The sequence below is a fragment of the Paenarthrobacter sp. NPDC090517 genome, assembly GCF_044769165.1.
In the GTDB taxonomy this organism is placed as follows: Bacteria; Actinomycetota; Actinomycetes; order Actinomycetales; family Micrococcaceae; genus Arthrobacter.
In genome coordinates this window covers 1,235,284-1,259,081 of sequence record NZ_JBIVXN010000001.1, presented here as the reverse complement: position 1 = coordinate 1,259,081, position 23,798 = coordinate 1,235,284, and the positions used below count along the sequence as shown (strand labels likewise).

Here is a 23,798-nt window from a genome sequence, read left to right as displayed (position 1 = left end):
CCGATGCTACCGCACCTCATCTCAAGGCCTTCAATTGTGTAGGGGTGGTGGTCTGGCTATTGACCGAACATCAAGGCCAGGACCAGCACAGGAATCGTCACGGAGACGAGGATCACAATCAGGAGCGCGATGCGACGCTTGCGTAGTAGCGCAGTGTCGCGAGGCTCCTGAGGATCCTCAAGCGATGTTTTGTCTCGCGTGGAGGACTCGAACTCCCCGCTGCTGTTGGCGGATCGCGGTGCAGGTGGGCCTGAGCGTTTTCCCGGTGCCGGCGTTTGATACCCGCCCATGAGGCTCGTTGAAATCTCGGACCTGAAACGCCGTCTGCGTAGGTGCCGAGGCGCAGGCATAAGAACCGCCTGCCGGCGGACTGGGTCCGTCACTTTCACTCCTCAGCTGCGTCCAGAGAAACCATGGGCACAACCAATTGTTGCATTGGAACTCTTCTCCGCAATATTTTGCGCCCGGAGATGCACAGACTCGGCAGTCCGGAAGTACCCGTTCACCCCCCCGGAAGCTGGGCGCTGATACGCGGAAGAGCGGCCCCAGCCCCGGGGCCGCCTTCCCGCATGCATGGACTAGCCTCGGTCGGAGTACAAGGCGTCGTTCTTGAGTCCGGACCCGTTCACAACATTGATGAAGTAGTCCTTGCCGGAGCGGAGTGAAGTATTGCCGAGATTTGCCGTGACAGACTCCATTCGGGGGTTGATCTCCTGCTCCTGGCCGTAGCTAGGGTTGTAGTTCGTGGCGGTTACGGTTTTGTCATAAACCCGTCCGTTTCCGTCCGTCCACTTAACTTGGACACTGCCCCCGCTGAGATTGAATCCCGTGACCAGGACGGTACCGTTGTTGAAGATTGAATCGGTAATGATGGGCGTCATGCTAGCTGCCTTCATGCGATCCAACATTGGGGCGAAAGTCCCGGCGCAGGTGTAGTACGGGTCCCACATGAACGAGATGACCTTCACGGGTGTGTTGCCGAATTGCTGTAGCTGCTTATTTATTCTGGTTTTTGTCGTTTGACCGCGAAGGCTGTTGTCGCAGGGGTTCTGGCTCGTCGAGGGCGCCATTCCTTCCAGGTTGGCCCACAACTCCGCGTCGGTTCCTTCGACGCCGTCCGCGAGAGCCCAGAAGTAGTCGCGGGTGGGGGCCAGGTACTTACTGCCCCATGATCCGCTGCCCACTATCGACGCAGCATACTGGTCCACATTATTGCCGCTTTCGCTGGCGAAGAACGAGCCTCCCTTGCCCGTTCCCATCCCGTCTTGGACTGCTATCGCCAGATTCACTCCGTTGGCGGTGTCGGCTATGTTCCGGGCAGCTTCCCGTGCTTGGTCTACTGTGATCTTCCCTCCGAATGCGCTACGAGAGTCAATGTACGGGCTGACCACGGCTGAGCGAGTTGGCTGGTACTGGGCGATTCTCGCGTTTTGACTTCGGTATAAAGCGAGGACAGAATCCCATACTGCTCCGTCGCTGAGCGGCATCTCAGTGTGGTGGTAGAAGCCCGCCAAACCTGAAACGTTGTTCACTTTCCCTTGATAAATCAGGAAGCGGGCGGTGAAGAGTGACAGCGTTGCCTGATATGAGACGTCGGGAAGATAAGTCACATCGGTGCGCATAATTGGGGCTGGAAGGCCAGCGTAGTACTTCATTCCAAGACTCGTGGCCGCTTTGCCCAGTGACACTGATAGGGACGAGGTTCCTCCATTAATCACTACAACGTCGTACGTCCCGCTCGGGGAGTTACAACCGCTACCCTCGGCAGGCAAAACCATGATGGTGTACACCGTTGTTCCGCTGGTGACAGTTCTGTCCCTGGCGCAAAGAAAGGCCGGTGTTCCCCATGAATTGTTGTCAGAGTAGGTGAAGTATCGCTTTACTTTGACTCCAGCAGCGGCGGCCGTTGCGCAGTTCACGCCCGAAATGACGCAACCCGCGGGAATGGTAGAAAGAGTGGCGGGTTTTAGCCGGGAACCGAACGTGATGACAGTGTCGCCACCAACGGACTTTATGTCAGTTAGCTTGTTTGTGTTGACCGCATCGCTGGTGCTTCCATAAATGAAGTAGCCGCTGATGGGATACACAGGAGAAGGCACAGCTTGGGCTGGTGACCCGTGAAGTATCCCGAGCACCAGAACTAAAGCTGCCATGAGGCCAGCTACAAGGTGGCGGGACCTGCGGGGAGGAAAAGGTGTTGGCTCTGCTCTGAAAGTGGCCACGAAGGATCCTTGGGCTCGTAGGGTGAGACCTTGGACCTATGGAAAAAGGATGGCGCGCAGCATCCCGAAAACTCAATACCTTGACGGGGATCTTCAAGCGCTTAAATGGAGTGGTAAATCCGTGCAGATTCCTTGACACTTGTGCTGGCGGCAACGTCACAGCTTTACTCCAGTTGTCATAGAGCGCGGCATAGGCGCCCTTAGCTCTCAATTACGAGGAAGAGCACTCCGGCTGTACCCACGTGTCGAGCAGACCGCCGGTTTCGATCACGAACCTGTCCAGCCATGCTTCCCTCGATAGGTCCGGCTGAGAGCCCACCATTTGCACGTCAGCAGAAGTGCACTGCGCAATTAAAGTGCCTGCCCGCATCACGTGGTAATCGGACGTCACAACGGTCACCGACTTCCACCCATGCTCGGCAATCAGGGCCCGGATTGCTTCCGCCTCACCGCGGGTGTTGAGGGGTGAGGGACGGAAACACACCAAGTCCGGATCGTTCGTGTCCTCATCACAAAGACTGTCGCTTTCCACGTTGCCGGCTAGTCCAGTCGTGGAGACCACAAGTGCGGGGATGTCCAAGTCATGCTGGAGCTTCTGGGCCACCGGCAGGCGTTCCTTGCTCATGCCACCCAGGACGATGACCGCATCAGTTCGGTGAGGTGTGGTTTGCGGAGGATCGTAGAAGAACTGAAACGCCACCACGAGCCAGAGCAAGGCCACTATAAAGATGCCCAAAAGGAGTTCGCCAAGCACGCGGGCGGCGGAGGCGGTTTTGAGGGGCACGGGGACAGTCTAAGGTCAGCAAATGTACGCTTCTCCCAGCTTGAGGTGGCCCCGAACGACCTACCTCGTATCAACATCCTCAAACACAAGGAATGTCTGGGTATCCAGTATCCCGTCCATGGACTGCAATTGGTCAAAGATCACACGGCGGAGGTGAATATTGTCGGTCGCGCGGACCAGGAGGATGACGTCAAAGTCGCCGCCCACCAAAGCGATGTGGTGGATCTCCGGGATAGCCCGCAGCTGTTCCTTCAGTTCGCGCCACGAATGCTGCTGAACTTTCAACGTCACGTAAGCGGAAGACCGAAGGCCCGCTTTGATGGGATCCACCAATGCCGTGAACTTGGTCAGCACGCCCTCGCCTGTGAGCCGGGCAATCCGCGAGTACGCGTGGGCGCGGCTGATGTGGACGTTCTCAGCCACCTGCGTGATGGACATGCGCCCGTCGGTGGTCAGCTCGCGGATGATGTCCCGGTCCACGCTGTCCAGCGGTACGGCTGTCTGCTCCGCCTCGGCCTCACTCACTGGCTCTCCAATTCGTCTACAGCACGGGCACGTTACCCAGCTCACAATTGCAATTCGTCTTTCAGAATACCCAGTTTAGGCAAGGGCTTCCATGATTCGGCGGAAAGCTGGATACGAAACAGAGCCGGGGAACATACTGGAAGCACATAGTGGCTAGAGAAGGACGGACCAATGACGATCCATGCAGACCACTCTGCGCCTGAAACGGCTGTAGAGGACCAAGCTGCTGACGTTCGGACAAAATTCGGCATCAGCGTTGAGGACTACATGCTCCCCGCCCGGCACCAGATCCAAATGGTGAACCCGGACGGCACCCTCCGATCCCATGACGAGCAAGGCACCGAACCCGGCCACGAGTACCCCACGCCCAGCGACCCTGAACTGATGGCCGCTTACGAGCAGCTCGTCGTCGGACGTCGCGTCAACGACCAGAACTCTGCGCTCGTCCGGCAGGGCCGCATGGCCGTCTACCCCTCAAGCCACGGCCAGGAAGCCTGCCAGGTCGCAGCTGCCATGTGCCTTAGCGAAGGTGACTGGCTGTTCCCCACCTACCGTGACGCCGTCGCCGTCATGACCCGTGGGGTGGACCCCGTTGAGGTGATGACCATCTTCCGCGGCGACTGGCACGGCGGGTACGACCCCAAAGAGCACAACGTAGGCATCCAGTGCACCCCGCTGACCACCCAGCTGCTGCACGCGGTGGGCGTCGCCCATGCGGCCAAGCTGCGCGGTGAAAACACAGTAGTGATGGCAATGTGCGGCGACGGTGCCACAAGCGAAGGCGACTTCCACGAGGCGCTGAACTTCGCCGCCGTCTTCCACCTGCCCGTCATCTTCTTCGTGCAGAACAACAAGTACGCCATCTCCGTACCGCTCAGCCACCAGTCAGTGGCGCCGTCGCTGGCCCACAAGGCTGTCGGCTACGGCATGGCCGGTGAACGTGTTGACGGCAACGACCTCGTCGCGCTGCTCGCCGTGATGGACCGAGCCGTGAAGCTGGCCCGTGAAGGCTCCGGCCCGTTGCTCATCGAAGCTCATACCTACCGCATGCAGGCCCACACCAACGCCGACGACGCCACCCGCTATCGTCCGGACAGTGAAGTTGCCGAATGGCAGGCCAAGGATCCACTGGCACGCATGAAGTCGTACCTCACGGACAAGGGTTTGCTGGACGATTCCGCCAATGAGCGGATCGCCTCGCATGCCGAAGCCGTGGCCACTCAGCTCCGCGAAGGCCTGGGGGAGGACGTTCCGGTGCAGCCGTTGGACCTCTTCAAGTACGTCTTCGCAAAGCAAACGCCGCAGCTGAAAGAGCAGTCTGAACTGCTCGCCAGCGAACTCGCCCGCGCCGAAAGCGCCAACACCGGAACGGAGAGCGCAAAATGACCGTCACCACTACTGTCAACGGCACCACCACAGCCAACGTCAGCGCAGCCACCGCCAGCGCCGCCGCTTCAGCCGCGGCCACTGCCGAAGCCACCGGTCCGCAGAGCCTCACCATGGCCAAGGCACTCAACACCGCCATGGCCGACGCAATGCGCGCCGACTCCTCCGTCCTGGTATTCGGCGAGGACGTGGGCATGCTGGGCGGCGTCTTCCGCATCACCGATGGCCTCATGGCCGAATTTGGTGAACAACGCTGCTTCGACACCCCGCTTGCTGAATCCGGCATCGTGGGCATGGCCGTGGGTATGGCCATCAACGGCATGCGCCCCGTCATCGAGATGCAGTTCGACGCCTTCGCCTACCCGGCCTTCGAACAGATCGTCAGCCACGTAGCCAAAATGCACAACCGCACCAAGGGCAAACTCAAAATGCCCATGGTCATCCGTGTTCCCTACGCAGGCGGCATCGGGGGAGTGGAGCACCACTGCGACTCCTCCGAGTCCTACTACGCCCACACCGCTGGCCTGAAGGTCTACACCCCTGCCACCGTGGCCGACGGTTACCGCATGCTCCGCGAAGCCATCGACTCCGATGACCCCGTCATGTTCATGGAACCCAAGAAGCTCTATTGGTCCAAGGACCAGGTGGACCTGGGTGCCCTTCGAGCAGAGCACGACGCCGGCACCTCCACCGAGGGCCGCGCAGCAGTTGCCCGTCCCGGCACGGATGCGACGCTGATCGCCTATGGTCCGTCCGTCCCCACCGCGCTCGCCGCCGCCGCTGCCGCCGCCGAAGAGGGCCGCTCCCTGGAAGTCATCGACGTCCGCACCCTCGTCCCCTTCGACGACGAAACGGTCTGCGCGTCCGTACGCAAGACCGGACGCGCCGTCGTGATCGCCGAAGCCCACGGATTCGCGTCCGTGTCCTCCGAGATCGTGGCCCGCGTCCAAGAGCGCGCGTTCCACTACCTCGCCGCACCAATCCTCCGTGTGACCGGCTTCGACGTCCCATTCCCGTCTCCCAAGCTGGAGCACTACTACCTGCCAAGCGTCGACCGAATCCTCGACGCCGTCGACGACCTTCAATGGGAGGACTGACCATGAGCTCAGATATGCAGGTATTCAAACTGCCCGACCTGGGGGAGGGCCTCACTGAGGCCGAACTCGTCAACTGGCTCGTTGCCGTGGGTGACGAGATTGTGGTCGACCAACCCATCGCCGAGGTTGAGACCGCCAAGTCCATGGTTGAGGTGCCGTCGCCTTACGCCGGCACCGTTGCCCAGCTGCACGGTGAGGCCGGTCAAACGCTCGACGTCGGTAAGCCGCTGATCTCGATCGCTCGTTCAGGTTCTTCTACGGGTTCGCCCGCTGCCGCTCCGGCTCCCGCTGCGGTTCCGGCTGGTTCCGTGGATCCTTCCCCGGTGTCCTCGGGTCTTGAAGCTTCGCCGGCTGTTGAAGCTGCCGCCGAGACGTACCGGACTGAGGAAAAGGCTGGCTCGGGCAATGTGCTGATTGGTTACGGTACGCCTGGGGGAGCCACCGGCGGCCGGACTCGCCCACGGAAGGCGAGTGTCGGCGGCGTCGATTCTCCTGTTTTTGCTTCTGCTCCTGTTGCTGAGCCGGTGATGGAACCGGCCGTTGCGGGGACGCGTATTCCCGGCAAGCTCAGTGCTGTCATCTCGCCGTTGGTCCGCAAAATGGCACGGGACCACGGTGTTTCGCTCGACGCGATTGAGGGCTCAGGTGCCAGCGGGCTGATCATGCGTAGGGATGTGGAGGCGGCAATTTCTGCACCGGAGGCTCCTGCTGCGCCTTCTGTTCCTGCTGCTGCTCCTTCGGCTCCTGCAGCTGCCGTCTCGGGGTTTGCTGCGTCTGCTGATTCAGGTGCCGTTGACAGTCGGACTGGTCTGGCCGTCTCCGCGCGGACACCTGTCCGTGGAGTGCGCAAGGCTGTGGCCGCGAACATGACCCGCAGCCGCACGGAGATTCCGGAAGCTACTGTTTGGGTAGACGTCGATGCAACGGCGCTGCTGGAAATGCGGGCCGAGCTCAAGAAGCGCGTACCGCACGAAACCCCCGGACTGCTGGCCTTCATCGCTCGTTTTGTCACGGCTGGGTTAAAAAAGTACCCAGCACTTAACACACGGTTTGAAACTGCTTCGGACGGCACGCAGGAGATCGTCGGCTTTGACGGCATCAACCTCGGCTTCGCTGCCCAAACCGACCGCGGACTCGTAGTCCCGTCCGTTCGGAACGCTCACCGTCTGAGTGCCCGTGAACTGGACGCAGAGATCCGCCGTCTCACCGCCGTCGCCCGTGATGGAAAGGCGACCCCCACCGAACTTGGCTCTGGCACCTTCACGCTGAACAACTACGGTGTGTTCGGCGTGGACGGCTCGGCCGCGATCATCAACTACCCAGAGGTTGCGATGCTCGGCGTGGGCCGCATCATCGACAAGCCCTGGGTGGTCAACGGCGAACTAGCCGTCCGCAAGATCACCGAGCTGACCCTCGCCTTCGACCACCGAGTGTGCGACGGCGAAACGGCTGCCGGTTTCCTCCGATATGTGGCTGATGCAATTGAGAACCCTGGCGGAGCCCTCGCGGATATGTAGTTGTGCTATGAGAAAGACCCCGGTCGTCAGGACCGGGGTCTTCTTTGTTTAAGCCTGATCAATCTGCGGCCGTTTTCGCGTCATGAAAGTGCCCTGGCCGACACTTCTCAATCATGGCGATGTATTCAATTGAAGCGTCGCTCCATAATTGCCCAAGTGGTAGGGAGCCGAAGATGGATAGTCAGTTGATGGACACAGTGCCAGGCGAAGGTTCGCGGTTCGAATGAGCGGCGGGAAAAGCTCAGAGCGCTCCAGTCATAGCATAGGGCTGGCCGCGCTTGCAGCAGTTGCCGTCGCCTTGGGTCTCTCTGCTGACGAGGCATGGTCTGTCGCATTGAGGGCCGCTAACGAGGTTTCTGAGGAAGCCGCATTCAGGGAGGCGTTCCGGCTTGCGGGAGATATCGCCTACAGCGGAGTACACCAATGAAGCCATTCCTCCCTGGAGCCCTCGGACCAACCCACCGTCTTGCGAAAGAAGCCGAGGGATAAAGAGAGGTCACACAGTAGAAGATGGAGCTCGCCTATCCCAGAGCGCATCGGGCGGGTGGAATGGTGTCGACAGGAGTTACAGACGCCGCGGCAGCGCTAGTTCCCGGAAAAGTACCGGTCCCAGTCGGTATCTGGATTTGACATCGATCCGATGATTTCGCGGAGGCGCTCTGATGAGGGTGCAACGTGGCCGACGCCCCAATCGTCCATGATAGTCCTGACCCTTTCCAAGGAATTGAGCGAGTCGAGGAAGGGATTCATATGCAGCTCAACATGCGGGTCAGTAATGTTCTGGACGTAAAGAATGTAGTTGGGGGTCTCGCCGTCGTAGTGGTCACGAAGATCTGAGCAGAGCTGTGTTGCAAACACCTCCTCATGTTGCTCTACGGTTTCAGCTCCGAACGCTGCTTCCGTGTAGTTTCTCTGATGGGCGATGTTGAAGTTCGACAGAATGGTCTGCGGATTTACGGGGATGGCCAAGGAGCCCGGAAAGAATCGCGAGTAAAGGAGAGCCGCAAATCCTCCAGCCGAGGGCCCCCAGAACAAGGTTCGAGAACCGCCCGCGGCGTCTATCAATTTGCTGAGTACTTTTGGAAGAACGTCTTGGAGGGGAAGGTCTTTAGTGCCAGAGAACCAGCCGATGGTCAGATCGTCGCTTGCCAGCAGCCCTGGATCGGAGATAAAGATCTGATTAGGCATCCAGTCCTGAGTCACTTTGAATCCCGAGAACATTGGGAGATTCGCGCCTTGACCAGCTATGGCGGCATGAAACGAGACGATGGTAGTGGTGCTTCCAGTCGGGAGGTAAAAGATATCGAGGGGCTGTGCCCCGTCAATGGACAGGATTTCCGAAGGTACGTGCTCGACACTGAGGAACTCATTCAGGCTTGAGAAAACTGTGTGGTTTCGCGAATAGCGTGACACATCGCGGCGGCTCGAGTTAGTCATGATTCGGACTCTAGTGGAAACGGCCGGCAACTGCCTGTCTATGAATGCTGCATCCGGTGGTCGGTAGTTGAGTGTGGTGGCCTCTATACAGTTAGCATGAGGGCAAGAATCAAGCTGGATCGCTGGACCGCATCGAGGCTTATACTGATGCTTCTCCGCGTCCGGCCGGCGGCGCGTTCGGTCGCGAGACCGGCCCGGGGGATACATTCTGTTGGGGGATTGGAGTTGCATGACCACTATTTGGTCAGATCGAACCCGGGAATGGATGATCGGGCCGTTGGCTGTTTCCTGTTGCATACTTCTGGCAGCGTGCCAAACGAACGCCAGAGCCGTCCCCGCCACGACATCGTCCGCGACGTCACAAGCCGTGCCTTACAGCATCGACAACGAGTCAATGCAGGTTCCGAATGCCGCCAAAGGCGACGGCATCACGGACGACACGGCAGCCCTGCAGGCATGGCTTGACGCTGGCGGTGTTCGACTCGCTGACGGCACCTACCGCATCACCAAGGGCTTGATTCTGACTGGTAACAACAGGAGTCTCCAAAGTCTAAATGCCACTATCATGGCGGATGGCATCGATATTACGGCGCTAACTATCACGGGAGACGACGCCAAAATAAGCCTCCATATCGATGGCCTCAACCGCGCAGCATATGGATTGAAAATCACTGGCTCTGGGGCGCTGATTGAGAACGGCCGTTATGAGAACTTTCGTTCGGAGACTCAATCGGCGCGTGGGATCGATGCTTCGACCAGTGGCGGCATCGTTGTCCGAAACAACTGGGTGCGCAATGTTGTCAGTGTGGGCGACAACATCGGAGGAAACGGGTCTGGGGCCGCGCGCGGGATCGGGCTCAACTCTAAAGAGGCGGCTCGGACGACTTCATTCATCGTGGGAAACCGAGTCGAGAATGTTACGGGCGAGGAAGGAGACGCAATCCACATACTGTTCTTCGACGGCGCGTCACGGCCGTTCGCAGGAGGACAGGTCACGATCAGCGACAACGACGTTAGGAATGTCTCCCGGCGCTTCATCAAAGTGCAGGCATCATATGTGGACGTGCAGCGAAACAAACTTCACGCCGACTTGGGTCGGGACCCCACCAACCCCAGTGCCGCCATAGATGTAATTCAATCTGAGCATGTAAAAGTCTTGGACAACTCCATCAATCCACGCGTGATCGGGAATGGCATAGCGGTAAATGGATCCGCGATGGCTCCGCTGCGCGGAATTGAGGTGCGCGGCAACGTGCTACAAGAATCCGTGACTTTGGCGGGAGTCGGCATTTACTTGAAGTGGACGGTCGCTCCAGTCGTCCGCGACAACACCGTGACAGGGGCCAGCGCAGCTGTGCAGCTGAGATCATCTCCGAATGCCGACGTGGAGGGTAACGAGCACAAGCAAAACACTGAGTCAGCACCTGAATCGAAGTGAGCCTTTTCGGCTCTAGAGCTGCCGCGGTTGAAGATGTCATAAAACGCGTCTTGTCACCGCTGGAGACGAGAGTCGGCTTACAATTTCCTGGGGGTCAGCTGGTGGTCTCCAGTTGCCCGCGATCGGCCGCACGGAGGCCGCCCGCGCTTTCCCTAGGATGCCCGCACATGGTGAATAAGTCCCGACTGCGCCCAATGAGGTTTATCGGCCTAGCAGTGGCCACACTTTTAGTCAGCGGGGGATTGGCTGTACAGCCAGCGGCCGCTGCCGATCTCAAGGACATTGTCCCGAGCACGCCACAGGTGCTTCAGCCGACACCCGAAACCGCTACTGACCAATTCATAGTTGGAATACGGGATAACGCTGCCCAAGCGGCTGCAGTGAAGGCCAAGGACGCGGCGGGCCAGGCAGCCACAAAACTCGGTGTCTTGGCCGAAAGTTCGCACCAGAACGCTACGGGTGGGCATGTCATCAAGCTCAATGAGGCGCTCACGCCGACGGAAGCCGAGCTCTTCGTGGAGACTCTCCGCGCTGATCCTGCTGTCGCGTACGCTGAGCCCGATGCCATTATGCATCCCACAGCCCATTCAAAAGATTATGGCTATGTGGAGCAGTGGAACCTGTGGGACAACTTTTCCGGTGCCCGCACCCCCGGCGCCTGGAACTATAACAAGGGTGCTGGGGTGGTGGTTGCCGTGGTGGACACGGGCATCACCAGCCACCCGGAGCTCAACGGAAACGTGCTGCCTGGCTACGACATGATCTCCAGTGCAGCTGACGCACGGGATGGAAACGGCCGCGATCCGGATCCCACCGACCAGGGGGACTGGGTTCCGGCAGAAGAGTGTGAAGCCGGCAGCCCCGCGGAGAGTTCGTCGTGGCATGGAACCCATGTTGCGGGAATTGTGGCCGCAATCGGTAACAACAGCATTGGGATCAGTGGCGTAGCGCCACAGGCGAAAATTCTTCCGGTGCGTGCAATGAGCGTCTGCGGAGGATACAGCTCTGATATTGCGGATTCGATCGTTTGGGCCGCGGGCGGCGTGGTCAGTGGGACTCCCGTTAACCCCAACCCGGCCAAGGTGATTAACCTCAGCCTCGGCGGCGTCAAAGCGTGTTCAGCTACATACCAAAATGCCATCAACTTCGCGCACAACGCCGGGGCGGCAGTGGTAGTTTCTGCAGGCAACTCCAATCGTCCTGCAGCTGACATTAGCCCTGGTAACTGCCAGAACGTCATCAACGTAGCGGCTAGTGACAAGGCCGGCGCGCGGGCACAGTATTCCAACTATGGAAGCGCCATTGACGTGACTGCTCCCGGTGGCGACATGAGCTCAGATGTCACCCGTGGCATCCTGTCCACGTTGAATTACGGAACCACAACACCCGGTGAGCCGGCCTTTGCGTGGATGCAGGGAACCTCCATGGCTTCTCCTCATGTGGCAGGTATTGCGGCTCTCCTCTTCTCCGCTGAAGGAAACGCCCTCACTCCCCAATTGTTGGAACAGCAACTCAAAGAATCAGCGCGGCCGCTTCCGGCAGGTTGCCCCGCAGGCTGTGGCGCAGGTTTGGTAGATGCCAGCATGGCGCTGAAAAAGTTTGGCGGTACCGCTCCTCTTCCGGCGCCTCACCAAAAGATCACCGACTTCAACGGAGACGGCACCAGCGATGTGATTGCCCGTGATGCCAACGGTGCGTTGTGGCTCTACAAGGGCAACGGCTATGGCAACTGGAGGGGCCGCACTCAGATCGGCATCGGCTGGAACGTCATGACCTCGGTTGAAGCGTCCGGGGACTTCAACGGAGATAGCCATGCCGACGTTATTGCCCGGGATGGCAACGGCGTGCTGTGGCTGTACCCAGGCAACGGTTGGGGAGGCTTGTTGGGTGCACGGCAGATCGGTGCCGGCTGGAACATCATGACATCCATCAAGGCTCCGGGTGACTTCAACGGAGATGCTACGGCTGACGTAATTGCCCGCGACGGGAACGGTGTTTTGTGGTTGTACCCGGGCAATGGCTCCGGTGGGTGGCTCCAGCCCCGGCAGATCGGTGCAGGTTGGAACGTCATGACAGCCATAGATGGTGTGGGCGACTTCAATAGCGATGGCAAAGCTGACGTTATTGCCCGCAACGGGTCTGGCGCCCTGTTGTTGTACCCGGGCAACGGTGCAGGTGGATGGCTGGCAACGACCCAGATCGGCGCTGGTTGGAACATCTTCAACGCCATAGAAGCTCCAGGCGACTTCGACGGAGATGGGAAAGTCGACGTTCTTGGGCGCACCAGTACAGGAGAGTTGGTCCTGTACGCCGGCAACGGCTACAGCTGGTGGTTGTATTCGGCCCAGGTAGGCACCGGGTGGAACGCGATGAACGCCCTCCTTTAGGATCGGACAAGTCGGCCCGGAAGCATCATTTGCTTCCGGGCCGCTCCGTTTCCTTCCAGCATCCACACGGGTTCCGTGGGTAGAGTAGAGGCCTGAACATCGCCGGATTGCAGTGGATACGGAGCACGAATTGTCAGCTTGGCTAGAACTCGGACCGGACAACTACGTCTTGAAAACCGAGGGATCTTTACTCAACACCGGGCTTGTGGTGGGCTCTGAGCTCGCCATGGTTATCGACACCGGTTGTGGCCCGCGCCAAGGCCGGGAGATCCTCGCTGCAGTCCGCGAAAAGACGCAGCTCCCGTTGGTCGTGGTGAATACCCACGCGCACTATGACCACTTCTTCGGCAACGCAGTCTTCGCCGACGACGGCGTCACGGAGTTTTGGGCGCACGCCAACTGTGCGGCGACCATAGAACGCGACGCCGACAACCAGCGACGCTTCGTGGCCACCAACGAGCCTGAGATGGCAGCGGGGGAGGGCGACGCCGTCGACATCGTTGTCCCCAACGCCCTGGTCCACGATCAGCCGGTCCTCGTCGACCTTGGCGGCATCACCGCCACCCTCTTTTACCTTGGCCGCGCTCACACCGACGGCGACCTCCTTGTCGGCACCAGCTCCACGCTTTATGTGGGGGATTTGGTTGAACAAGGGGCGCATCCGTCGTTCGAGGACTCCTATCCGGAAGAGTGGGCGGACGCGCTGCGGCATATCTCGGCACTGCGCCACCGCTACGAGTTCCTGGTTCCAGGTCACGGCGAGCCCGTCAGCGATCAGTTCGTAAAAACGATGGCCGACACCATGAGCACCGCGGTCCGACAGGCAACGCAGTCCATTCGCGACATGCCTTCCGACGCCACCAAGGCCATTCCTGTGCTGCCTTACGGTCCGGAACAATCCCGTTGGTTTATCAAGCGGCTTCAGGAAACAAATGCCCAAGGAAGGGCCTCGCTGGGAACACCAGACGTTGGGCCAGGAAAAACAGGGTCATACCCTTCCTGAAATTGAGCTGCTGAATCCAGTCAACGAGCAAACGAATGGTCCGTCACCAATTAATTGGTGACGGACCATTCGAGTGCTGTTATGCAGTGGTGAGCACCCCGTGGTCAGAAACTGGCACCTATAGGGTTATTCCTGTGCTGGAGTAGCCAACCTGGATACGCGATCCTGTGGGCAGCGCGCCGATGGGCTGGCTTATCACTACGTCAATCATCGTAACGATGATTGCAGTAGATGATTTGCTGACCTTGTGCAGGGTCACCTGGCCAAGACCGGGCACCTGCACCACGGTGTTCGGGGCTACGGAGGCATTGATAGCCGGAAGCCCTGCGATTTTCAGGTTGGTGAAGGTTGAGGTATCGGTCAGGGTCACGGTTGAAGTGGTCGCCTGTGTAGCGCTTGTCTCTGCTTTGATCGCGTCAGCCGTTATTGCACCGTTGAGCAGGTTCAGACCTGCCAGGGTGTCAGTCACTGTGACCTTTGGCTGAGGTGTGAGCACGCCCGTGGTCGCCGTTGAGGACGCCCCCGCGGTCAAGATACCCGGGATCGTGACGCCAGCGGCGTTTGCATTGTTCGTGCCACCACCACATTTAGCGTAGGCAAGCGCCGTCGGGCCGGTGTTCACGAGACCCGATGCCAGAAGGGCCCTAGTGCTGAACCCGGTACCGGACAGGAAGCCTGACTGGGCGGGGGTTAGCTGCGCGGTACTGACTCCAAGGCGGATGTCCGTTCCAATCTTGAGCCCAGGCAGGCCTGCCTTGAGGACTTCGACTCGAAGTGCCGTGGTCGATACCTGGTACACCCCGTTGAGCAGACGCTTCTCCTGCCCGTTAAGGGTGATCTTGCCAACCGAACCCACCAGCGGCACATTGAGATCGAGCACCGTGTTTGCTCCGGGGTTGGAGCCCACAGCGACACCTAATACCTTCAAATTTTCAATGGTCGTCTTATTCGCCCCAGCAAATGCCCCGGCGGTGTTCTTGTCCGCAGAGCTTTCGGACGTAATGGTCCCGGCAGTAATCAGCCCGCCCAAGAGGTTGGTTCCATTGATCGTGGATTTGCTTTCAATCCGCTTGCCCGTGGTGGTCAGTAGCGTTTTGACACTGGTTGTTGCCGCGCCAACGTTGCCGACGGCAGGTACAGTCAGGGCCGCAGCGGTGTTCGTGGACGTCTTTCCGGTGGCACCTGTGCAACTAATGCCTGAACTTGCTGTGGGACCAGAAGTCAGTGTCTTATCGGTATTGAAAATATAGGAACCATACGCGGAACCAGAGAACCCGGTGGTCACCTGCGCTGGCGTGGTGGCAGCAAAGGCCGGCATAGCCGACCCCGTAAGCGCAAGGGTTAGTGCCCCCACTAACGCAACATGCGAACGTTTCATGTATTTCTCCCCATAATTTGATGCGAGCCCGTAAGAATGCTTACGACGGTGCTAACGGTACAGTCCGGAAAGAAGCCGAACAATAGACCCGCCGATCTCGACAGAGAGTTCGTTTTAGTTTCGCGGGCCTTAGCCCTAAGAGAGGGATTCAGAGAATTAGCGTGCCGAGAAGAGGTGCAGGGATTGATGATGGTATTGAGAGTGCTCCCGCGTCGCCGTCCCTATGCGCATGATTTCCTCGATCCATGGGATGGCGTAATAACGGGAATGCTTTCAGCAGGGCGAAAGTCATCATTTTGTCATCTTGTTTACTCCCAGCCATGGACTAACTGCGTAGTCCCGTCCTAGGATGAAGGCGACCGTTGGTTCGCGACTACCTGGGGGTGTCGAGATGAAGGGTTCACGCGTATTCCCGCGTGCTACCAGCATTCTCCGCTCTGTCATGGTCGCGGGCGCCGGTACCGCAATATGGATGGCACTATCCGCTTCAGCCGCAAGTGCAGACACGGGAACTTCCGACAAATCCCTTTTGGGCAATGTCGCGTCCTCCAGTTCCGTCAACGTTGCAGTGCCGGACGTGCCCCTGCCCGCCGTCGCCCAAGGACTAGTACCGGCGGAAAACATCAAAGTTCACGTGCCGGCCGTGACACCCCTCGTGGAGAATGTCAGTGGCACTGTGGATCACGTGGTTTCAGCCGTGCCGGTGGGCAACCAACTGGTTCCTCCGAACACCGCCGGAACTGTGGTGAACACCGTGGTGGTTCCGGCCACGGACATCGTGGACCACACAGTCGATTTCGTTGTTCCGCCCGTAAATCAGGTGCTGGAACCCGCTCGTTTGGAACCCGTTACAGACGCGGTAAACCCGGTTTTGGAACCGGTCGTCGGCGTCGTGGACACAGTTCTGGCACCGGTCGAAGCAGTCGTTCCGCCGGTTACGGTCCCGCCCGTTACCGTACCTCCCGTGGTCGTGCCGCCTGTTACGACGCCACCGGTTGGTGATCCTGGGACGTCGCCTGTGAGTGAGATCCCGAGTGCGCCAGGCACTGACATTTCAGAGGTCCCCGCTACGGCGGACGCTGGCGCCTTGGCGAATACCGACGTCGTAAATTCGGGCGCAACGCTTCCTGAGCCCAGCAATCTGGACGACCACGCGAACCTTCCAGGGGTGGCCATTGACGTCTCAGCATCGTTGACGTCCAACCGCAATTTTGGTCCTACAGGGATCACCGCGGTGCTCGGCGGCACCTCCTCGGCCGCCGATCCCGCGTCGCCGTCAAGGTTGCCCACTGACCCTGCAATTGCACCCGCGGGCCTCACGGGAGCCGGTTCCGGCAACTCCCAAAACGGTCCGCCCAGCCCGGCGGCCGCCTTCCTACACGACGCCCTGATCATTCCCGTAGGCTCTCTTCCCGGCCTGGAATCGGCCGATGCTGCACAACATCCAAAGCCGGTGTGCTTCGACCCCGGCTCCTCTCCTGACTAGTTCCCCAGCCGGCCGCGCAGCTCTTCGCGGCAGACGGTCATTTGGGCGATCCGTCTCTCGGACGTCCTTGGGAACAACGTTTTCAGGAGAGAATCACAATGAACACGACCATACGCAAGTGCCTCATCGGCACATGCTTTGCTGGGGGCATGATTGTCCTCAGCGCGACTGCGGCAAACGCCGCGGATACCACTAGCGGCAAAGACGGACTCGCTTCCGGCACCCAGGTGGTAGCGCCAGTAAATGCGCCGATCAGCGCCGGTGGCACATCACTTGGACTATTGGGGGATTCAGCAGCTACGACGTCCGCGCCGGGAACTGCTGCAGGTTCAGGGTCCGGTGCAACGCCGGCTGCCAGCACCAACGGCTCCAACAGCATCGGATCCGGAACGCAAGTAGTTGCTCCGGTAACGGTGCCCATAAACCTGGGCTCGTCGTCAGTGGGTCTGCTGGGGGGCTCCACTGCGACGAGCTCAGCTAAACCAGCCGCTCCCGCAGCGGCAACGAGTTCGACGCCGGCGGCCAGCACCAGCGGCTCCGACAGTATCGCTTCGGGAACTCAGGTTGTCGCACCCGTGACGATTCCCGTCGCTGTGGGGTCGACGTCGGCCGGTGTACTTGGCGACTCAGCTGCTACATCTGCAGCAACAGCTCCTGCGCCGGCCCAAACGCCGTCACAGGCAACGACGTCGGGGGGAGAGAGTATCGCGTCCGGCGCTCAGGTGGTGGCTCCGATTTCGGTCCCTGTTAACATCGGAGCCACTGCTGTGGGTGTTGGCGGGGACTCGCTCGCAACGTCCGCTACCTCAGGTTCTTCCGGAACCTCGGCTCCGGCTACGTCAGGTGTTTCCACCTCCGGTTCGGATGGCATTGGTTCGGGGACGCAGGTGGTTGCTCCGATTACTGCTCCGGTGAACCTTGGTTCGACGTCGGCTGGTCTGCTGGGTGACTCTTCGGCCGCGAACGCTGGTACGGGTTCTTCCGGAACTTCGGCTCCGGCTACGTCGGGTGCGTCGACTTCCGGTTCGAATGGGATTGGTTCGGGGACGCAGGTGGTTGCTCCGATTACTGCTCCGGTGAACCTTGGTTCGACCTCGGCTGGCCTGCTGGGTGACTCCTCCTCAACCAACACCGGCACGACCGGCGGAACTGCACCGTCGGGTACCACCTCTGGTAGCTCCACTTCCGGCGATGGAGGACTTCTCTCCGGCACTCAGTTGATCACCCCGATCACGGCTCCTGTCACTATTGGTTCCACCTCGGTGGGAATCGGCGGGGGTTCGACCGGTACCGTGAACCCTCCGGTTGTGAGCCCGCCGGTCGTCACTCCTCCGGTTGTGAACCCTCCGGTTGTGAACCCGCCCGTTGTGAACCCTCCGGTTGTGAACCCTCCGGTCGTCACCCCTCCGGTTGTGAACCCGCCTGCTGGTGGTGGCCTTAGCGCCGGTGGCGAAACCGGCATCAACACTCCGGTGGCGAGCTCAACCAGCACGACCGTCGGCGTGGAAGCCAGCTCAGCTGTCGGCACCGTAACAACCGCTGGTAACACCCAGGGTGCATTGACCGCGGCAGCCTCCACCACTGTCGGAAGTGCCAACACCTTGGCCCAGACGGGACTCAACGGTAACTGGGTTCTCTGGGCAGGCGCCATGCTCCTGATGGGGTTGGTGCTCGCAGCAGGAGGCCGTCGAAAGGCAGTAGCTAACCGCCGCTAGGCAAGGCAAGTAGCCACTTCGCACTTAGTTGTTGCGGCTCCGGTCTCCCGGAGCCGCAACAACTGCGACCAAGTAGCGGACTAGTACGCACCCGTACCCGCCCATCGCACCTCCTACCTCTGGTGCGTTTGGCGCGAAGTGGTGCGGGCCTGACCACGAAGGGGAGCGACGGGCGACAAGGGGTGCGCAGCGCGAAAACGCTGCGAGCCAGCCCCCTCCACCCGCCCGCCGACGACGGTCATAGGATGAAAGGGATGACCACCACCCAAGCAGATAAAAACTTCAGCCTTCGCAGCGTCGCACTGCCGGCTTTCGGGCCCGCTGTGCTTTTCTGTCTCGGCGAGGGGGCTGTCCTCCCGGTCATCGCACTCTCAGCCCGCGACCTCGGCGCATCGGTGGCGGTGTCGGCGTTGATTGTGACGCTGATCGGTCTGGGCTCCTGGTTCTTCAATATTCCGGCGTCGATCATCACCGAGAAGTTCGGCGAACGGTGGTCAATCGTAGGAGCCGGCGCGGTGGGCGCAATTGCCCTCGGCACGGCAGCGTTCGCCCCACAAATGGAACATGGACTGTGGTTGCTGGCCGCTTCCATGACCCTGGTAGGCATGTCGGCCAGTGTCTTCAACCTCGCGAGGCAAAAGTTCCTCACCGAGGCAGTCCCCGTCATGTTCCGGGCGCGGGCACTTTCAACCTTGGGCGGGGTTACCAGGATCGGCCTTTTCATCGGGCCATTCGTAGGCGCTGGCGTGATGCAGTTCGCCGGGATCAGCGGCGCGTACTGGGTGGGCTTCGGTGGCATGATGGCTGCTGCTGCCTTGTCCCTCACCATCCCTGATCTGGTCGCCCCGAAAGCGTCCGACGGCGGTCCGCGCCCTCCGGCGTCGACCTTGCGGAGCGTCGCGGTTTCCCATGCCGGAGTGTTCCTGACGGTCGGCTTCGGCATCCTCCTGCTGAGCGCTTTGCGTGCATCTCGGCAGGTGGTGATCCCGTTGTGGGCGGACCATCTGGGACTCGATGCCACTCATGCTTCGTTGATCTTCGGCTTGTCCGGGGCAATCGACATGCTGGTGTTCTACCCTGCCGGGAAGCTGATGGATAAGAAGGGGCGGCAATGGGTGGCCATCCCCTCCACTGTGATCATGGGAGCGGCGTTAATCCTGGTTCCGTTCACCGTCGGATTCGTCCCCCTGCTTCTGGTCGCCCTGCTGATCGGTTTCGGCAATGGGATCAGCTCAGGGCTCATCATGACGCTCGGGGCTGATTTTTCACCGGACAACGGGCGGAGTCACTTCTTGGGGATATGGCGATTCATGGCCGACTCCGGTGCCACGGGTGGACCTGTGCTGTTGTCCGCGCTGACAGCTGCAATTTCATTGTCGGCGGGTATCTGGGCCACAGGCGTACTGGGGTTCGCAGCGGCAGTGGTGTTCGCCGTCGCCATTGCACGCCTGAAGCACCGGCGTAACTATTAGCTGTCTGCGCGTTGGCAAGGATTCGGGCCAACTTTCAGCCCGGGCTAGACTACCGTGGTGCCTGAAAAACAAGACGCTGCTACCTCGACGCCATCCACCTACACGGATTTGGGAGCGTTCCTAGCTGCTGATGAGGTACCGGCAGGATTGCTGGAAATCCACCACCAAGGTTTGCCTATCGAGGTTCTAAACGTTCCTGCTGACTCTGACACCACCTTGGTGTGTTTTCATGGAGCCGCGGAGAAAGACGTCCGTCTTCCATGGTTCCTCGGTCAAGGCGTGACCGCGGGCCTGCCAGTAAACCGGATCTTCATCTCTGATCCAAGCCTCCGGAAATCGCCTGAGTTCACTATTGGCTGGTACGCAGGGTCGAAAGAACAGCCTGATCTGCAGGAGACGTTGGCCGATGTGATTCGTCGGATTGTCAGGCAGACCGGTGGCTACAACGTGGTGTTCTTCGGAAGCTCAGCCGGGGGATACGCAAGCCTGGCCGTGTCGAGGTTTTTCCCTACATCTTTGGCAGTCGCCGTGAATCCACAGACCTCGATATCGAGGTTCTACCCGGGGGCGGTGGAACGCTACATGACTTACGGCTGGGAGATGGAAGGAAAGGCAATGACGGAGCTGCCGGCGACGGTGGCTCATGACCTGATTCCTGCCTACTCAGCTGGTTTTGGTCATACCGTCGCACTGATTCAGAATGCGAAGGACTGGTTCCACATTCAGAAGCACCAGCTGCCCTTTGTGGACGCCGTGGGAGACTCCGAGAATCTTTACATGCTGATGGATCGTTGGGGGCCCGATACGGGCGACGGGCACACCCCGCCTCCGAAGGAACTGATCCGTGCGTGTTTTGAACAGCTTGCGACGTGTAAGGGTAACTGGGCTGCAGGGCTAGCCGCATCCGGGTTCCAAGCTGAAACCACAAGCAGGGATGTTAAGCGCCGAGTGGTAGATACAGCCCCGGCCCCTGCCAACTAAGTGGTCAGGAAGCGGACCCCGATGAAACAGTCCGCGGAGTCTTCCACGCCCGGTTAGGAACCTTGCCGGACACCAAAGCCACGGCAATCACCAGCAGCACGAGCCCCCACGTCGCATTCGCAACGTCAAGCGCCGACCTCATCACAACGAACGGCGGGACGATGGCCAGGACAGTTCCGGCCACGATGCGCCACATGGCAGGCCTGACTGCACCGGGGGCCAGCGCGGTGCTGGCGAGTTCCAGCCGGACCAGCGGGGTGGAAACCAGCAGCACCAGTGCCCACGCGGCTACATAAAACAAGGGCCGACTGAGCCACCACTCGGTCCCGGCGGGCACGGGGAACGGCAGGCGAAGGACCAGCGCCATCCCAAACATGGCGATGATCAGCGGCAAGTGCCACAGGTAAATGGTCATTGCCCGGCTACCCACCACAAACATCACCTTCTGTACCGAGCCGATCTGGACGCATCGCTGGAGCACCGGATAGACGGCTTTCACCAAGAGAATGTGGGCCAGCCCCACCAGGATCAGCGGGAACATGGGCGGGTTCTGGCTTGTCAGCATGTCCACCGGATAGGGGCCGGCGTACGTCAGCGGAACCATCGCGGCATAGCAACCGATAGCGGCAAGAACGAGTTTCCACTTGGCGAATCGGTCGAAGAAGCCGTCGGCATAGAAGAACCCCAGCTGCTGCAGAAGTCCCCACACGAACACCATGTTCAGCAGACCGATCGGGTTCGAATCGAAGCCCCACGGATTGCGCTCCAAACCCAATCGAAGAACATCGACGACGACGGCGCCCGCAGCCAGCGCTGCGATGGTCCGGTAGGGTGCGGCCTCGTGAAACTTGGCCATCGTAGGAACAATGGCCTGGCAGATCAGGTACGCGGCCAGGAACCACAGCTGCACTCCGGCGCCCGCAGCGATAACGGCGAGCAGATCAGCGGGGACGCCGGCCGCCGTCGCGCTCCACAGCGCAATGGCGAGGAAGATGTACAACGCGACCGTGGGCCGTACTAGCCGCAGCACCCGGTTCCTGAGGTAGTGTCCGGCGTCGCCGCCCTTACGTTTCAGACTGCGCCAAGACGTGAGTGACGCGAAGCCTCCCACTATGAAGAAGAGCGGCATGACTTGGCCGAACCAGGTCCCTTGGGCAAACCAGCTGAGGGATGTGAGGGGATTGCCCACGCCGATGCCGGACTCGTCCACACTGATCCCCATCATGAGCAAATGAACGGCAACAACGGCAAACATGCAGGCGACGCGGATGAAGTCGACCACCAAATCACGGGAAGCCGGGACGGAGGGACTTTGGGCACTACGTCGGCGCGAGGCAGATCTGAGAGTAGATGACATGGGGAGCTCCTGGGATTAGCCGCTATTTGTCCATCGATTGGAGTAACTGTAACCCATGAAGAGCGGCCAGTCGACGTAATCCTCAGAAACCTTGAGGCATCCGGGTCAGGATCGGCATGGCGGGCGTAGCCTTGAAGAGGACCCACGCCCCCGATCACCCGAGTGTTTCACCGGCGCATATGGCGCATTCCATGAATCCACCCCCCACCAATGAAGGGCAGTGCTGATTGTTGTGCACATCAAAGAATTTTGGGACCAGCTCTCACCGGACACGCAGCAATGGCTCATCGAAAATCCAGGAACCATGATTGTTCCCCGGACGGTCACCGCGATCATCAATGGCGAGACAGGGGAGAGCGATGCCGTCGACGGGCATGGTGGTACCCACCTCACGGACGAGGATCGGCACTTCATCCATGAGCAGGCGCGGGCGCGTGCTGGATCTGCTCCTGCCAAAGAGCCCAAGTTCTTCGACTCGGTAGGGCCGGCGGACTAAGCCCTTGGGACTGCGCGCGTCCTTAGCGACAATTGCACCCGTAACCACTGGTGCGCCGGGAGCGAAGGGGTGCGCCGCCGTCGTAAAGAAACGCGCTAGCCCTTACGTGCCGCCAGGCCGAACAGCCACGTGCCGCCGAGCGCGGACAGGTAACCGGCGATCGCAATGAAGGCGGTGCCGGCCCAGAAGTAGTCGATGGTGCTGTCCGTGCTGAGGCCCGGCATGACTTGCAGTAGTGAGTACGCCGCCACGAAGCCGGCGATCACGAGGGCCGCCATGGTGAGCCAGACCCACAGGCGCGACGCTGCCCAGTGCTCGCCGTAACCTTTCCATGCATTCCAGCTGTTGCCGGTGCGGAGGATGAGCCAACCTGCCGGGAGCATCACGGCGCCCACCACCAGGAAGGCGGCAACGACGTCCGCGGGACGGTGCCACTGGTTGATGAGAGTGGAAACTCCCGTGGCCACGGCGAACGTGCTGCCAAGGAATCCTGCCAGCGGACGCCATCGGGGCGAAACCATGAGGAACACCGCAGCTGCAGCGGAAGCCGCCAACGTGGTGTGCCCGGAGGGGAGTGAGTTCAGTTCAAGGGTCTGTACGCCGCGGTCGGGCCTGTCCGGGATGAGGAGCTTGAGGATCTGCGTGGCCGCGTTGGCAGCGATGCATGCTGCGACTGCTATTCCGGCGGCAGTCCAGCGTCGGCGGGCGACAGTCACGAAGAGGACCATGATCGCAGCGATGGCCAGCGAGAGCATGGGAAGCATGTCCAGGAATTCGGTGGAGGCCCTGCCGGCTGTTCCGCCCAGCACGGTGGCTTCAACCAATGCGGACTCATCGATGAACTGGCCTGCAGTGGTCCGCACAAAGAAGTAGTACGTCGCAGCCAGTCCTACGGCGCTGGCGATTGTTGCGAGGCAGAAGAGGAATCCTGTGCCGGCGCCTGCCGGGCGTCCTTGAAGCGGCCGTTTGCTCGACCTCCCGCTGATGCGGAATTGCTGGGAACTCATTCTGACTAGACTGCCACAGTTCTCTGGATGGCTCGTGTGAGTCTCTGTTGAGCGTGGCGGGTCCTAGTGAGGCTTAGGCAACATTCCCGTGACGCTTGACACGTGTTAGA

The 23,798-nt window shown here is 60.2% G+C and carries 19 protein-coding genes; 11 read left to right on the top strand and 8 right to left on the bottom strand.

What is annotated here, in order from left to right; translation table 11 throughout:
• Positions 1–56: 56 nt before the first annotated feature.
• The 4 genes from ACIQTW_RS05830 to ACIQTW_RS05815 all read right to left on the bottom strand — a co-directional run bounded on the left by ACIQTW_RS05830 (position 57) and on the right by ACIQTW_RS05815 (position 3,531).
• Positions 57–383 carry a hypothetical protein gene (locus ACIQTW_RS05830; RefSeq protein WP_402934686.1) on the bottom strand — a complete coding sequence of 109 codons (327 nt, stop codon included), beginning with the start codon at positions 381–383 and terminating at the stop codon, positions 57–59.
• A 195-nt stretch (positions 384–578) separates the two neighbouring features.
• Entirely contained in the window at positions 579–2,153 is a 1,575-nt protein-coding gene (locus ACIQTW_RS05825; RefSeq protein ID WP_402934683.1) for a hypothetical protein, read from the bottom strand.
• 280 nt (positions 2,154–2,433) lie between these two features.
• A complete protein-coding gene (locus tag ACIQTW_RS05820; protein WP_402934680.1) occupies positions 2,434–3,006 on the bottom strand; it encodes a YdcF family protein in 573 nt (190 codons plus the stop codon).
• 60 nt (positions 3,007–3,066) lie between these two features.
• Positions 3,067–3,531 (bottom strand): Lrp/AsnC family transcriptional regulator, encoded by a 465-nt coding sequence (locus ACIQTW_RS05815; protein ID WP_043806261.1) that lies wholly within the window; start codon positions 3,529–3,531, stop codon positions 3,067–3,069.
• Between the two features lie 171 nt (positions 3,532–3,702).
• Here ACIQTW_RS05815 and pdhA point away from each other — a divergent pair, with 171 nt between their 5' ends.
• From pdhA to ACIQTW_RS05800, 3 genes are read left to right on the top strand one after another with little or no spacing between them, the layout of a single operon-like run.
• Positions 3,703–4,917 carry a pyruvate dehydrogenase (acetyl-transferring) E1 component subunit alpha gene (pdhA, locus tag ACIQTW_RS05810; RefSeq protein ID WP_402934677.1) on the top strand — a complete coding sequence of 405 codons (1,215 nt, stop codon included), beginning with the start codon at positions 3,703–3,705 and terminating at the stop codon, positions 4,915–4,917.
• Positions 4,914–6,014 carry an alpha-ketoacid dehydrogenase subunit beta gene (locus tag ACIQTW_RS05805; RefSeq protein ID WP_402934674.1) on the top strand — a complete coding sequence of 367 codons (1,101 nt, stop codon included), beginning with the start codon at positions 4,914–4,916 and terminating at the stop codon, positions 6,012–6,014. The genes pdhA and ACIQTW_RS05805 overlap by 4 nt, the downstream gene beginning before the upstream one ends.
• A gap of 2 nt (positions 6,015–6,016) precedes the next feature.
• Positions 6,017–7,531, top strand: coding sequence for a dihydrolipoamide acetyltransferase family protein (locus tag ACIQTW_RS05800; protein ID WP_402934671.1), 1,515 nt, complete (start codon positions 6,017–6,019; stop codon positions 7,529–7,531).
• Between the two features lie 585 nt (positions 7,532–8,116).
• Here the strand turns inward: ACIQTW_RS05800 and ACIQTW_RS05795 are convergent.
• A complete protein-coding gene (locus ACIQTW_RS05795) occupies positions 8,117–8,968 on the bottom strand; it encodes a hypothetical protein (protein WP_402934668.1) in 852 nt (283 codons plus the stop codon).
• A 229-nt stretch (positions 8,969–9,197) separates the two neighbouring features.
• Here ACIQTW_RS05795 and ACIQTW_RS05790 point away from each other — a divergent pair, with 229 nt between their 5' ends.
• The 3 genes from ACIQTW_RS05790 to ACIQTW_RS05780 all read left to right on the top strand — a co-directional run bounded on the left by ACIQTW_RS05790 (position 9,198) and on the right by ACIQTW_RS05780 (position 13,796).
• Complete coding sequence (locus ACIQTW_RS05790) at positions 9,198–10,406, top strand: NosD domain-containing protein (protein WP_402934665.1); 1,209 nt, start codon at positions 9,198–9,200, stop codon at positions 10,404–10,406.
• A 215-nt stretch (positions 10,407–10,621) separates the two neighbouring features.
• Positions 10,622–12,793 carry a S8 family serine peptidase gene (locus ACIQTW_RS05785; RefSeq protein WP_402934662.1) on the top strand — a complete coding sequence of 724 codons (2,172 nt, stop codon included), beginning with the start codon at positions 10,622–10,624 and terminating at the stop codon, positions 12,791–12,793.
• Positions 12,794–12,923: 130 nt separating this feature from the next.
• A complete protein-coding gene (locus tag ACIQTW_RS05780) occupies positions 12,924–13,796 on the top strand; it encodes an MBL fold metallo-hydrolase (RefSeq protein WP_402934659.1) in 873 nt (290 codons plus the stop codon).
• A gap of 118 nt (positions 13,797–13,914) precedes the next feature.
• Here ACIQTW_RS05780 and ACIQTW_RS05775 read toward each other — a convergent pair whose 3' ends face one another.
• Positions 13,915–15,174: a choice-of-anchor P family protein gene (locus ACIQTW_RS05775; RefSeq protein WP_402934656.1), complete on the bottom strand. Its 1,260-nt coding sequence runs from the start codon at positions 15,172–15,174 to the stop codon at positions 13,915–13,917.
• A gap of 391 nt (positions 15,175–15,565) precedes the next feature.
• On the opposite strand from ACIQTW_RS05775, the gene ACIQTW_RS05770 reads away from it, so the two are divergent.
• From ACIQTW_RS05770 to ACIQTW_RS05755, 4 genes are all read left to right on the top strand, one after another.
• Positions 15,566–16,660 (top strand): hypothetical protein, encoded by a 1,095-nt coding sequence (locus ACIQTW_RS05770; protein ID WP_402934653.1) that lies wholly within the window; start codon positions 15,566–15,568, stop codon positions 16,658–16,660.
• Positions 16,661–16,758: 98 nt separating this feature from the next.
• Complete coding sequence (locus tag ACIQTW_RS05765) at positions 16,759–18,375, top strand: beta strand repeat-containing protein (RefSeq protein WP_402934650.1); 1,617 nt, start codon at positions 16,759–16,761, stop codon at positions 18,373–18,375.
• 254 nt (positions 18,376–18,629) lie between these two features.
• The gene (locus tag ACIQTW_RS05760) at positions 18,630–19,847 is read left to right on the top strand and encodes an MFS transporter (RefSeq protein ID WP_402934647.1); all 1,218 of its coding nucleotides are present in this window, start codon (positions 18,630–18,632) and stop codon (positions 19,845–19,847) included.
• 57 nt (positions 19,848–19,904) lie between these two features.
• Positions 19,905–20,828, top strand: coding sequence for a hypothetical protein (locus tag ACIQTW_RS05755; protein ID WP_402934644.1), 924 nt, complete (start codon positions 19,905–19,907; stop codon positions 20,826–20,828).
• A 4-nt stretch (positions 20,829–20,832) separates the two neighbouring features.
• Here the strand turns inward: ACIQTW_RS05755 and ACIQTW_RS05750 are convergent, their stop codons facing one another.
• Entirely contained in the window at positions 20,833–22,185 is a 1,353-nt protein-coding gene (locus ACIQTW_RS05750; protein ID WP_402934642.1) for an acyltransferase, read from the bottom strand.
• A 220-nt stretch (positions 22,186–22,405) separates the two neighbouring features.
• On the opposite strand from ACIQTW_RS05750, the gene ACIQTW_RS05745 reads away from it, so the two are divergent.
• Complete coding sequence (locus ACIQTW_RS05745; RefSeq protein ID WP_402934639.1) at positions 22,406–22,681, top strand: hypothetical protein; 276 nt, start codon at positions 22,406–22,408, stop codon at positions 22,679–22,681.
• A gap of 95 nt (positions 22,682–22,776) precedes the next feature.
• Here the strand turns inward: ACIQTW_RS05745 and ACIQTW_RS05740 are convergent, their stop codons facing one another.
• Positions 22,777–23,688, bottom strand: a complete 912-nt coding sequence (locus ACIQTW_RS05740) for a phosphatase PAP2 family protein (RefSeq protein ID WP_402934636.1) — start codon at positions 23,686–23,688, stop codon at positions 22,777–22,779.
• Positions 23,689–23,798: the final 110 nt, after the last annotated feature.